Source organism: Sagittula salina (assembly GCF_017813235.1).
GTDB lineage: Bacteria > Pseudomonadota > Alphaproteobacteria > Rhodobacterales > Rhodobacteraceae > Sagittula > Sagittula salina.
The window spans coordinates 18,096-30,469 of record NZ_JAGISH010000010.1 but is presented as its reverse complement, the minus strand read 5'-3'; the positions used below and the strand labels follow the sequence as shown (position 1 = coordinate 30,469).

Below are 12,374 nucleotides of genomic sequence, written 5' to 3'. Positions count from 1 at the left end.
AGTTTGTTGCAATATAGTGCGAATACTGCAACATGCTGCATAAGCGGTCGTGATGGAGGGGAGGACATCTTGACGCGAGGACGCAAGGTCATGCGCGGATTGTGCACGGCCACTGTGTCGGGCGCGCGCGGGCCGCAGGGGGGAATTTTCAAGACAACCGGGAATACCCGATACCCCGGCGGGGTGTCGGCGAAGGGTCCGACAGGGCCAGGGGTCATTCAGGGAGGAAAATGATGACCACACGGAGAACCTTCATGGGTGTCGCGGCGGGGCTTGCGGCCACGCTGATGACCACCACTTCGGCACTGGCGGCGGAGGTGACGCTGACGCTGGAACACTTCCTGCCGCCGCAGGCCAACGTGCCGGTGCAGGTGCTGGACGTCTGGGCCGACAAGGTGGAAGCCGACTCGGGCGGGCGTATCGAGATCGAGCGCTACCCTTCGATGCAACTGGGTGGCGCGCCGCCTGAGTTGATCGACCACGTTCAGGACGGTATCGTCGATATCGGCTGGACCGTGGTCGGCTACACGCCGGGCCGCTTCCCGCGCACGGAGGTCTTTGAACTGCCGTTCATGGTAAAGGATGCCCGCGCGGCCTCCTACGCCTACGCCAAGATCTTTGAAGAGCAGATGAAGGACGCGGACTTCAAGGACGTGAAGATCGTCGGCACCTGGGTGCACGGCCCGGGCATGTTCCACACCAACAAGCCGGTGATGCAGCCCGGCGACCTGCAGGGCATGAAGATCCGTGGCGGGTCGCGGCTGGTGAACGATCTGCTGACCCGCGTCGGGGCAGAGCCCATCGGGATGCCGGTTCCGGCCGTGTCCGAGGCGCTGTCGAAGGGCGTACTGGACGGCACCACCATCCCGTGGGAAGTGACGCCCGCCGTCAAGGTCCCGGAACTGGTGCGCAACCACACGGAATTCGAAGGCCCGGCATTGTATACGCTGACCTTTGTTCTGGCGATGAACAAGGATCGCTACGAGAGTCTGCCCGATGATCTGAAGCGGGTGATCGACGACAACTCGGGCGTGCCGTTCTCGATCTTTGCCGGTGGCACGCAGGCGGATGCGGACGGCCCGGCGCGCCAGGTCGCGGTGGATCTGGGCAACGACATCAAGACCGTGAGCCAGGCTGATGCCGAGGCGCAGTGGATGCCGGTCGTGCAGCCGATCTATGAAAGCTGGATCGCGGACATGAACGCCAAGGGTATCGACGGTCAGGCTCTGATCGACGAGGCCAAGCAGTTGATGTCCGAGTACACGCCGGACATGGACACCTGGGGCAAGTAAGCCCTAAGGAGGGGCCGCGCCGCAATCGGTGCGGCCCCGGTTTTCGCCGGAAAACACAAGACTGACGGGGGAATGCAGCGATGGCCGGTTTACACCGCATCGTCCTTGGACTTGCGCGCCTGATGGCATTGGCCGGGGGCGTCGTGCTGACGTTCCTCATCGTCATGGTCTGCCTTTCGATTATCGGGCGGGCGGGCAACGGCGTGCTGCACTGGATGCTGGACGCAGGCTTCATGACGGGGACCGCGCAGGGGCTGATCGACTGGGGCTTTGGCGCGATCCGGGGCGATTTCGAGCTGGTGGAGGCGGGCATGGCCTTCTGCATCTTTGCCTTCCTGCCCTACTGTACTGTCACGGGGGGACATGCCTCCGTCGATGTTTTCACCAACTTCCTGCCGCGCGGCGTGAACCGTGTGCTGGACGTATTGATCGCGGTGCTCTTTGCCGTGGTTCTGGTGGTGATCGCCATGCAGCTGTACGAAGGCTTCCTGCGCAAGATGTCGTCAGGCCAGACCACGCTGCTGCTGGAATTCCCGGTCAGCTGGGCCTATGGCGCGAGCCTCGTCGGTGCGGTCGCCGCGGCGGCGGTGGGGTGTTACCTCGTTATGGTGCGGGTCTATGAAATTCTGACGGGACGCCTGATCGTGCCGAATGCCGTGGGGGCGGACCATTGAGCAATCTCGAAATCGGAATCTGGTCCTTCCCGGCGCTTCTGCTGCTGATCTTCCTGCGGGTGCCGATCGGTCTGGCGATGTTTTCGGCCGGGTTCGCGGGGATGTGGGTGACCATGGGCAACACGCGTCTGCCCATGGCGCAGCTCAAGGACCTCGCCTATTCACAGTTCTCCAACTACTCGCTGTCCATCGTGCCGATGTTCCTGCTGATGGGCTATTTCGCGACGCTCGGGGGCATGAGCCAGGCGTTGTTCAAGGCGGCCGAGAATTTCCTCGGGCACCGTAAGGGCGGCGTGGCCATGGCGGCGATCGGCGCCTGCGCGGGCTTTGGCGCGATCTGCGGCTCGTCCCTGGCGACGGCGGCCACCATGAGCCGCGTGTCGCTGCCGGAGCTGAAGCGCTACGGCTACGACGGCGGGTTCTCCACCGCGACACTGGCGGCGGGCGGCACGCTGGGCATTCTCATTCCGCCCTCGGTGGTGTTGGTGATATATGCCATCCTGACGGAACAGAACATTGCCAAACTGTTTCTCGCGGCATTTGTGCCGGGCGTGCTGGCGGCCATCGGCTACATGGTCGCCGTGTCGATCTATGTCCGCGTCCACCCCGCGAGCGCCGGCGTTCGGGAGCCGGTTCCGATGCGAGAACGCTTTCGGGCGCTGATCGATGTCTGGCCGGTGCTGCTGGTGTTCCTCGCGGTGGTGGGCGGGATCTATGGCGGCATCTTCACCCCGACCGAGGGTGCGGCGGTGGGCGCGCTGGGCACGGGCATCATCGCACTGGTGAACGGCGGGCTGACATGGCGGACACTGCTGGACAGTTTTTCCGATACGGCGCGGTCCTCGGCGATGATCTTCTTCATCGTGCTGGGGGCGGCCTTCTATAATGCCTTCCTCGCGCGGACCCGTGTGCCACAGGAACTGTCGGAATGGGTTGTGGGGTTGGGCATGACGCCGATTGCCGTGCTGGCGGCGATCCTCGTGATCTACCTGATCCTGGGATGCTTCATGGACAGCCTGTCGATGATCCTGCTGACGATCCCGATCTTCTTTCCGGTCGTCATGGCGCTGGATTTCGGCCTGACGGCGGAACACACGGCGATCTGGTTCGGCATCCTTGTTCTGATCGTGGTGGAAGTCGGGCTGATCACGCCGCCAGTGGGGATGAACTTGTTCGTCATCAACGCGATGTCGCCGGAGACCCCGATGGTCAGCACCTATCGCGCGGTGCTCTATTACGTGGCTTCGGACATCGTGCGCGTGGTGTTGCTGGTGGCCTTTCCGGCGATCACGCTGTTCCTGCTGGCCTGAGGCGGGGCGGGGAGGCCGGGCAATGGATTGGAGCGTGCCCTTGGGTGGGTGCGCCCTGTCGGGCGGCAGAGGGGGCTCTGCCCCCGTCGCGGCGGGGCCGCGACTCCCCCGCGGTATTTTGGAACCAAAGAAGCGAAGGCCGGAAGTGGCCCTGAAGGAGGGACGAAATGAAGATTGCGGGACAGGTGGCGATCGTGACCGGCGGCGCCAGCGGGCTGGGTGCGGCGACGGCGCGGCGGCTGGCGGCCGAGGGGGCAACGGTGGGTATCCTCGACTTCGACGGCGACCGGGCGGTGGAGGTGGCGCGCGAGATCGGTGGTCACGCGGTGAGGGTTGACGTCTCGCAGGAGAGTTCCGTTGCCGAGGCGCTGGCCGAGGTGAAGACCCGGCTGGGCGCGCCGCGTATCGCGGTCAGCTGCGCGGGCATCGGTCTGGCGGCGCGGGTTGTGGGACGCGAGGGCGTGCTGTCCACGGACCTGTTCGAGAAGACGATCCGGGTGAACCTGATGGGGTCTTACTACGTCATGAGCCATGCCGCGCGCGAGATGATGGCGCTTGAACCGCTCGAGGGCGGGGAGCGCGGCGTGGTGATCAATACAGCCTCCGTCGCCTATGAGGACGGGCAGGTGGGGCAGGTGGCCTATGCCGCCTCCAAGGGCGGAATCGCGTCGATGTGCCTGCCTGCCGCGCGCGAGATGGCGAAGCAGGGCGTGCGGGTCATGGCGATCGCGCCTGGCCTGTTCAACACGCCGATGATGGAGGGACTGCCGAAGGAAACCGTGGAGGGGATCGTCGCAAACATTCCCTTCCCGCATCGTCTGGGCGATCCGGCGGAATACGCGCAGCTGGTCTGCCAGATCTGCGAGAGCGCCTACCTGAACGGCACGGTCATCCGTCTGGACGCGGCGGTGCGATTGCCGCAGCGATAGGACCCCGCAAGAGGGTCGTGGTCCAGGGGAGGAGAGGCCGATGACTGTGATGTATCGCGCGCACCGGGTGCGCCGGGAAGACCGGGTGGATGGCACGATCATCCTCACCTCGGGCCATGACATGGGGCCGGTCGCGGCGAAGACCGGCGACTGGCTGGACCTGTGGGCACGGAAGGCACCCGAGCGGGTCTTTCTTGCGGAGCGTCGGGGCGATGGCTGGCGGGAGGTCACATACGCCGAAACGCGACACGTTGTGCGGCGGCTCGCTGGCGGGCTTGTAGCGCGCGGCATGGGGCCCGGGACGCCCGTGGTGGTGATCTCCGGGAACGGAGTGGACCACGGGCTGCTCGCGCTGGCGGCGCAATACGTCGGCGTGCCGGTGGTGCCGCTGGCTGAGCAATACGCGCTGATTCCGGAGGCGCGGTCGCAGCTTGCTCACTGCGTCGAGGTGGTGACGCCCGCCATGGTCTTTGCCGATGATGGAGAGCGCTACGCCGCGGCGCTGGCGCTGCCGCTCTTTGACGGCGTGGAAAAGGTCGTGGCGCACAATGCCGGTCCGAATATGGCCGCTCTATCGGACCTGATGACGTCGGACGCAGGCGTCGATGCGGCGGCGGAGCGTGTCGGGCCCGACACGGTGGCGAAGTACCTGATGACCTCGGGCTCTACCTCGCACCCCAAGGCGGTGATCACCACCCAGGGCATGATGTGTGCCAATCAGGCGCAGATCCTTGACGCGCTGCCCTTTCTGGGCGACCCCGAGAAGCCGCCCCGCATCGTGGATTGGCTGCCCTGGAACCATGTCTTTGGCGGGTCGCACAATTTCAACATGATGCTGGCGAATGGCGGGTCGCTCTATATCGATGGCGGCAAGCCTGTGCCCGCGCTGGTCGGTCAATCGATTGAGAACAACCGCCTGATGGGGGCGACGCTCGCCTTCAATGTGCCGGTGGGTTTTGCGCAGATGCGTGACGCGATGCGGTCCGATGCGGTGCTGAAGGAACGGTATTTCGCGGAACTGGACATGCTGTTCTACGCGGGGGCTTCGCTGCCGCAGGACGTCTGGGAAGACCTGGAGGCCATGGCGCGAGACGTGCGCGGCACTGTACCCCTGATGAATTCGTCCTGGGGGCTGACGGAGACCGGTCCCGCCTGCCTGATCCAGCACGAACCCACGCATATGTCGGGTATCGTCGGCGTGCCCATGACCGGGGTGGCAGTGAAGCTGATCCCCGGCGCGGACATGCGCTGCGAGGTCCGCGTGAAGGGGCCGAACATCATGACCGGCTACCTGAACGACCCCGAGAAGACCGCCGTGGCATTCGACGAAGAGGGGTACTTCATCACCGGGGACGCAATGCGCTTTGTCGACCCGGAGGACATGACCAAGGGCCTGAAGTTCGACGGGCGGATTTCCGAGGACTTCAAGCTGTTGACGGGGACGTGGGTGCGGGCGGCCAACCTGCGCCTTGACCTGATGCGCGATCTGGCACCGCTGGCGGCGGACGTGGTGATTTGCGGCGCGGACCGTCCGGAGATCGGCGTGCTGATTTTTCCCTCGGCCGCGGCGCGGGACATGGCGGTGATCGAGGGCGATCTGCTGCGGTCGGAGGTTCTCCGCAACGAGGTGGCGCAAAGGCTGCGGGCGCGGGGCGCGCACGGTTCCGCCACGCAGGTTGCGCGGGCGCTGGTGATGAGCGAACCGCCTTCGCTGGGGGATGGCGAGATCACGGCGAAGGGCAACCTCAATTTCCGCACGGTGCAGACGCGGCGGGCGGCGCTGGTGGACCGGCTATTCGATGATGCCGAAGCGCAGGTGATCCGCCCCTGACAGTCCGGGGTCAGGCGACGGCCTGACAGGCCTCGCGCACCGCCCGCAGCGGGTGGCGCACCTCGGGCGGGCGAGGCAGGGTCTCGCCCGGCCCATAACCCCAGCGGGCGGCGCGGACGGCCTGGATCGCCGACATTCGGGGGGCGTCGGGGTAGTCGGTATTGCCGTTGGCGATCCTCATCGGGATCTGCGCGGTCTCCACGCCCAGAAAGGCCGCAAGGCGATCAAGGCTGGCCTGCGGGTCGGCTATGAGATCTTCGTAGCGCAGGACGAGGACTGCGTGGAGGTAGGTCATATCCTCAGCCACCGTATCATGGGCGTCGAGCCAGTGATCGACCAGGGCTGGGGCCGGGCAATCGACCCATTTCGCCACGGCGCTGGCGACCTTCTCCGGGTGGCGGGTGACGACGACGAACTGGCTCAGGGGAAAGATCTGCTGATAGAGTCGCATTCGGGTCAGGTTGACGGGCGACTTTTCCACCCGCCATGCGCCTTCGCCGAACCACGGCGCCCAGTCCTCCTCCAGCCTTGTCCGCGTCTCCAGCCGGTCGTAGCCGCAGCCCTCAACGAGGTGCTGGCTTGGGTCGGTGGCAAACTGCATCGGCGCGCCGTGACGGGCTGTGTGGGGGATCGCGCCTTGCAGGTAGACGCCTTCATTCTCCGGCACAGGGGCGCCTTCGATGGCGGCCACACCGGGCAGCGCTGCAATCAGCCGCGCGGTGAGCGAGGTGCCGGAGCGGTGCAGACCGCCGACGAAGACGTAGCGATGGGACAGCATGGGCAGGGAGCCTTTCGATGCTTTCGGTTGGAATTCCGCGGGCTTGGACGTCCCGCGCAGGTAGGCGCTGCCGCCGCCACGTCAAAGGCATAATTTATGGAACCCGGGGGGGAGGGGGGTGTTGAGGGGGCACGAACCACCATCACTCACGTCACCAAAGAGAGGTCCGGGATGCACGTTATGCACGTGGCTCTCGGCGGCTGCCTTGCGGCGCCGCCGATCCGATACGGCTTGACCGAAGATACCGGCGGGCACATCGCCTACGTGCTGGGCGCAGCCCTCGCGCAGTCACGGCAGACGGATACGGAAGTGACCATCGTCACCCGCGCCTTCGACGCGCCGCGCCTCGGCGCGGGCTTTGGTCTGTCCAAGGAACGGGTCACGGACAATTGCACCATCCGCCGCCTGCGCACCGCATGCAGTGATTACCTGTCGAAGGACGCGCTTGAGGCTGAACTCCCCGCGCTGACGGAGGCGTTTGTCGCGATGCTCGCGGACGGGCCGCGCCCCGACGTGATCCATGCGCACTTTGGCGATGCGGCGGCGCTGGCCATCGCGGCCGAAGACCGTTTTGGCATTCCGTGGATCTATTCGAGCCATTCGCTGGGTCACGAGAAATGCAGCGGCCGTGCGCCTGGTGCCGCACTGCGTCGCCGCATCGTGCGGGAACGCCGCGCGGTGGAGCGGGCGAGCGCCATCGTTGCCTCATCGCGCGATGAGGCGGAGCGGCAGATCGCAGGCCTCTCGGCGGATGCCGAAGGTCGTGTGCACCGCGTGTCCCCCGGCGTGACCGTGGCGGGCGAAGGCGTGGCGGAGCGGGCGCGATCAAGGGTTGCCCCTTTCCTGCGCGCGCCGGAAAAACCGGTGATCCTCGCCATCGCGCGACCAATCGCAAAGAAAAACCTCGATGGGCTTCTGCGCGCTTATGCTCAGGACGAGGCGCTGCAGGAAAAGGCCAACCTTGTTATCGTGGCGGGGCTGCGCGAGGGGCTGCACGACGCGGACGCAGAGAAGCAGGCGGTGATCCGCGGGCTCTTCGATATCGTGGACCGCCACGACCTCTGGGGGAAGGTGGCGCTGCCGCGTCATCACCGGCCCGAAGACATTCCCGATTTCTATGCGCTTGCGTCGGAGGGTGGCGTCTTCTGCAACCCGGCGCATCACGAACCTTTTGGCCTGACCATCATCGAGGCGGCCTGTTCCGGCGTGCCGGTGGTGGCGACACGATGTGGCGGACCGGTGGACATTCTTGCCACGCTTGGGCTGGGCGGGTTGTGCGATCCGCAGGACCCGGCCAGCATCGCGTCAGCGCTGCACGCGGTACTGGACATGCCGGAACGCGCGGTACGGGTGGCCCGCGCACGCCGACAGGCCCAGACGGCCTACGACTGGAACGCATGGGCCGAAGACGTGCGCCGCATCAGTGCGGGTATCTCTCTGCCCACGACGGAAGCCGGGCCTGTGGCGGCGACGGACCTGCTGGCCTGCGACATAGACGGCACTTTGACCGGTGACCGGCAGGCGGCGCGCCGCTTTGAAGCGTGGCGGGCGGATGTGCCGGAGGGGGTGCGCTTTGCCGTGGCCACCGGTCGCTCCCTGCCAGAGGCGCGGCGGGTGCTCTGTGACTGGGGGATCGCCGCGCCCGCGACGCTGATCACCTCTGTCGGTACTGAGATCTGGCGGCGCGCGCCGGGCGGAGGCTACCGCCTCTGCCGGGACTTTGCCCAGATCATCCACCGTTACTGGCAGCGCGACCGGGTGGCCGAGGTACTGGAGGCGAATGGTGTTTCCTGGCAGCCGGGTTACGAGCAGCGGCGCTGGAAACTCAGCCTTGTCGGCACCGCCGGCGACGCCGACCGTATCGCAACCGTATTGCGGGACCGGGGCCTGCCGACGCGGGTGATCGCTTCGCACGGGCGGTTCATCGACGTTGTGCCCTGCCGTGCGGGGAAGGCGCAGGCCATCCTATTCGAGGCGGAACGGCTTGGCCTTCTGCCGACCGAAGTGATCGTGGCAGGGGACAGCGGCAACGACCGGGACATGCTGGAAACCTTTGCCCGTGCGATCCTGCCCGGCAACGCGTTGGCCGAGCTGGACAGTCTGTGCACCGGCTACCGTGCCCGGCAGAGCCATGCGGCGGGCGTCTTGGAAGGTCTGGAGTATTTCGGTCTGGCGGGCGGCCCTTGCCACGACATGGCGGCGGAGTGAGCGATGCGAGATCTTGCCCCCGACCTCCGACCCTTCGGCTACTTCGTCCATCATCAGGGGCGCGGCCATGCGGAGCGCTGCGCTGCCGTGGTGAACGCTCTGCCCACGACGCGCCCGGTGACAGTGTTCAGTGCCCGCGACGACATATTTCCGCCCTTGCGCGATGGGGTGACTGTGGTGCAGATCCCCTCGCTCTTTGAACCGCGCGGCGACGAGGCGTCGGGCGCCGGCGCGATCCCCACGCCCGAGACGCTGCACTGCGCGCCCGTCGGCTGGGGCGGTATCCGCGATGCAATGGGGGCGATGACGCGCTTCTTTGTCGAGGAGGCGCCGGAACTGATGATCTGCGACGTCTCCGCAGAGGTGGCGCAGCTCGCGCGGATCTGTTCCGTTCCGCACGTGAAGGTGCTGCAGCACGGTGACCGCAGCGACCCCGGTCACCGGGCGGCCTATGACGGCGCGGCGGGGCTGCTCGCGCCCTTCCACCGCGACCTCGCGCAACCGGACTGGTCCGCGGCGATGTTGGCAAAGACGCATTTCGCCGCCGGTCTGGGGTGCGACACCGCGCTGCCGGGACGCTCCGAGGCACGCGCCCGGCTGGGTATTGCATCGGATGCCCGCGTGGTACTGGTGATCTCCGGCGGGGGTGGCAACGGCTGGTCAGAGGCACCGCTGGGCGTTGCGGCCCGTACCTTTCCGGAGATGCAGTGGCATGTCATCGGCCGCCTCCAGCGCGACTGGCACGCCACATTGCCCCCGAACCTGCACAGTCACGGTTGGGTCGACAATGCGCCGGATCACATCGCGGCCGCCGATCTGGTTATTTCGTCCACCGGCAACACGACCTGCGCACAGGTGCTGAATGCTGGCGTGCCGTGGATCGTGGTGCCGGAGTGGCGCTACTTCGATGAGCAACTGGAAAAGGCCTGCGCGCTCGATCGGGCGGGGGCGGCGCGCTTTCTGCCGCATCTGCCGTCCTCCGCCCACGCATGGCGTCGCGTCCTTGCTGACGCCACCGCATCTCACGATCCGTCCCGCCAGCAGGCGCTTGCCGGGCAGGGCGGTTCAGAAACCACGGCCCGCTGGCTCAGCGCCCTTGCCGACCGCCTCTGGCGCAGCGCGCAGCCGTCCCAATCAAACCCCAAGGAGTTCGATTATGCCTGATACCTCGGTCCTGACCATCGCCCGCGGGCGCGACGTTCACCTGCACAACGTGCTGCGGGCGCTCGACATGCAGGACACCCCTCCGCGCGAAGTGATCATCGGTGTCATGCAGGACCTGCCCTATGCCAACCTTCCGCAGCTTCGTTTTCCGGTAAAACAGATCAAGGTGACGCGCCCCGACGGGCAGCTTCCCCTTGCGCGTGCGCGGAACGCCGTGGCGGCAGCCGCGCAGGGCGAAGTCCTGGCCTTCGTCGACGTGGACTGCATTCCGGCGCCCGGCTATGTTTCGGACGTGGAGCGTGCCTGCGTTCCCGGACGGGGCCTTGTGATGGGAGAGGTCGCCTACCTGCCCGCAGGGGCCACCGATGGCGGTATCGACTTCGCCCGCTTCGAGGAGATCGGCGTACGCCATTCCGACCGGCAGGCCGCCCCCGCCGAAGGGCTGCGCCGGTGCGAGGACTACCGCTGCTTCTGGTCGCTGAATTTCGCCATGCATCGCGACGACTGGGCGCGGTCTGGCGGGTTCTGCGAGGATTACTACGGCTATGGCGCGGAGGACACGGACTTTGGCCGGACGCTGGATGCGAAGGGCGTCGCCATCTGGTGGGCGCAGGGCGCGAAGGTCTACCACCAGTATCACGACCATTGCATGCCGCCGATCCACCACTTGCGGTCGGTTGTGCGCAACGCTGATGTCTTTGCCGCGCGCTGGGGCCACCGGACGATGGAGCATTGGCTGCATGGCTTCCGCATGATGGGGCTGATCGACAAACGCGGAGGAGAGATCGTCATCCTGCGCGAACCGGACGACGCGGACTATGCGCTTTGCCGTCAGACTTCCGACATGCCGTATGCCAACACCCGCCGGGTGCTGGACAAACTGCAGGAGATCGAAGCAGGGCGGCGGAATTCACGTGACCGCGTGGCAGAGGTCGAGGCCGCGCAGGCCGACATGATGCACACGGCGGCGGAGTGAGACCCATGCGGATCGCGGTGGTCTCCCACATACGCCACCCCATCGCCGCCCCCTTCATGGGCGGGATGGAGGCGCATTCGTGGCACCTTGTGCGTGGGCTGGTGGCGCGGGGCCACGACGTGACCCTGTTCGCCAGCGGCGACAGCGATCCGGGGGGCGCGCGGCTGGTGCCCGTCGTGGCGCACCACTACGACCGCGATTACCCATGGGGGGACTACCATGGATCGCAGGTGCTGAACGCGCATTGCGACGCGGGTTTTACGGCGGTGCTGCCGATGCTCGCCTCCGGTGACTTCGACGTGATCCACAATAACAGCCTGCACCGCTATCCGCCCCGATTGGCGCGGCGGGACCGGATTCCGATGCTGAGCTCCATGCACGTACCGCCCTTTGGCGCATTGCAGCAGGCGGTGCATGACAGTGCAGCCCCATGGTCGCGTTTTACTGTCTGCTCAAACGCCCAGCGCCGCGCATGGTGGCCTGAGGGCGCGCCGCCGGAGGCGCATGTGGTCGGTAATGGCATCGACCTGTCCGCCTGGCCCTTCCGGGCGGAAGGGGACGGCACTGCGGTCTGGGCCGGGCGCATTACGCCGAACAAGGGGTTGCACCTGGCCGTTCAGGCGGCAGCGGTGGCGGACCTGCCGCTGCGGATATTCGGCACGATGGAGGATGCGGCGTATTTCGAGCGCGCGGTGCGGCCGCATCTGACCGAGGCGATCCGCTACGAAGGGCACCTTCCCGGTGACCTGCTGGCGAACGAAATCTGCCGCGCCTCCGTGTTGCTCTTCACGCCGCTCTGGGACGAGCCTTTCGGGCTTGTCGCCATAGAGGCCATGGCGTGCGGTGTGCCAGTGGCCGCCACGGAAATGGGAGCAGTGCGCGAGGTGATCGGAGACGCGGGTTGTTATGCGCCGCCGGACGACGTGACCGCGCTGGCAAGGGCCCTGCGCAGGGCGACGGCCATCGACCGGCAGGTGCCGCGCACGCGGGTGGCCGAACGTTTCAGCCTCGAAGCGATGCTGGATGCCTATGAGGAACTGTACGAGCGTTGCATGGCTGGCGTACGGGCGGGGCAGCTGCCTGAGGTGCGCTTCGCTCCGATAATGTTGCCACCGCCCGTGGAAATTGCGGCGGAGTAATCCAGACTTGGGAATTGGGAAGGCGGGCCGGGCAGGTCCGCCTTCGTCGCTCCCGGAGGCTCCAAATACCAAA

General features: G+C 66.5%; 10 protein-coding genes. 9 read left to right on the top strand and 1 reads right to left on the bottom strand.

Features of this window, described 5'->3' with window-relative positions:
- The first annotated feature begins 233 nt into the window (after nucleotides 1–233).
- The 5 genes from J5474_RS16735 (at nucleotide 234) to J5474_RS16715 (ending at nucleotide 6,036) form a co-directional block, all read left to right on the top strand.
- Nucleotides 234–1,292, top strand: a complete 1,059-nt coding sequence (locus J5474_RS16735) for a TRAP transporter substrate-binding protein (protein WP_209362188.1) — start codon at nucleotides 234–236, stop codon at nucleotides 1,290–1,292.
- Between the two features lie 80 nt (nucleotides 1,293–1,372).
- Entirely contained in the window at nucleotides 1,373–1,966 is a 594-nt protein-coding gene (locus J5474_RS16730; RefSeq protein ID WP_209362186.1) for a TRAP transporter small permease, read from the top strand.
- Nucleotides 1,963–3,276, top strand: a complete 1,314-nt coding sequence (locus J5474_RS16725) for a TRAP transporter large permease (protein WP_209362184.1) — start codon at nucleotides 1,963–1,965, stop codon at nucleotides 3,274–3,276. The genes J5474_RS16730 and J5474_RS16725 overlap by 4 nt, the downstream gene beginning before the upstream one ends.
- A 167-nt stretch (nucleotides 3,277–3,443) precedes the next feature.
- Nucleotides 3,444–4,205 (top strand): SDR family NAD(P)-dependent oxidoreductase, encoded by a 762-nt coding sequence (locus tag J5474_RS16720; RefSeq protein WP_209362182.1) that lies wholly within the window; start codon nucleotides 3,444–3,446, stop codon nucleotides 4,203–4,205.
- Nucleotides 4,206–4,245: 40 nt separating this feature from the next.
- Complete coding sequence (locus J5474_RS16715; RefSeq protein ID WP_209362180.1) at nucleotides 4,246–6,036, top strand: feruloyl-CoA synthase; 1,791 nt, start codon at nucleotides 4,246–4,248, stop codon at nucleotides 6,034–6,036.
- Nucleotides 6,037–6,046: 10 nt separating this feature from the next.
- Here J5474_RS16715 and J5474_RS16710 read toward each other — a convergent pair whose 3' ends face one another.
- Nucleotides 6,047–6,814, bottom strand: coding sequence for a sulfotransferase family protein (locus J5474_RS16710; RefSeq protein ID WP_209362174.1), 768 nt, complete (start codon nucleotides 6,812–6,814; stop codon nucleotides 6,047–6,049).
- A 171-nt stretch (nucleotides 6,815–6,985) separates the two neighbouring features.
- On the opposite strand from J5474_RS16710, the gene J5474_RS16705 reads away from it, so the two are divergent.
- Genes J5474_RS16705 through J5474_RS16690 form a run of 4 tightly spaced genes read left to right on the top strand, consistent with a single transcriptional unit; the run spans nucleotide 6,986 to nucleotide 12,301 of the window.
- On the top strand, nucleotides 6,986–9,022 hold the full coding sequence (locus J5474_RS16705) for an HAD-IIB family hydrolase (RefSeq protein ID WP_245216530.1): 2,037 nt from the start codon (nucleotides 6,986–6,988) through the stop codon (nucleotides 9,020–9,022).
- A 3-nt stretch (nucleotides 9,023–9,025) separates the two neighbouring features.
- On the top strand, nucleotides 9,026–10,186 hold the full coding sequence (locus J5474_RS16700; RefSeq protein ID WP_209362172.1) for a glycosyltransferase: 1,161 nt from the start codon (nucleotides 9,026–9,028) through the stop codon (nucleotides 10,184–10,186).
- Nucleotides 10,179–11,162, top strand: a complete 984-nt coding sequence (locus J5474_RS16695) for a glycosyltransferase family 2 protein (protein ID WP_209362170.1) — start codon at nucleotides 10,179–10,181, stop codon at nucleotides 11,160–11,162. Before J5474_RS16700 ends, J5474_RS16695 begins: the two co-directional genes overlap by 8 nt.
- Before the next feature lie 5 nt (nucleotides 11,163–11,167).
- Nucleotides 11,168–12,301 (top strand): glycosyltransferase family 4 protein, encoded by a 1,134-nt coding sequence (locus J5474_RS16690; protein WP_209362167.1) that lies wholly within the window; start codon nucleotides 11,168–11,170, stop codon nucleotides 12,299–12,301.
- The last annotated feature ends 73 nt before the right edge of the window (nucleotides 12,302–12,374 follow it).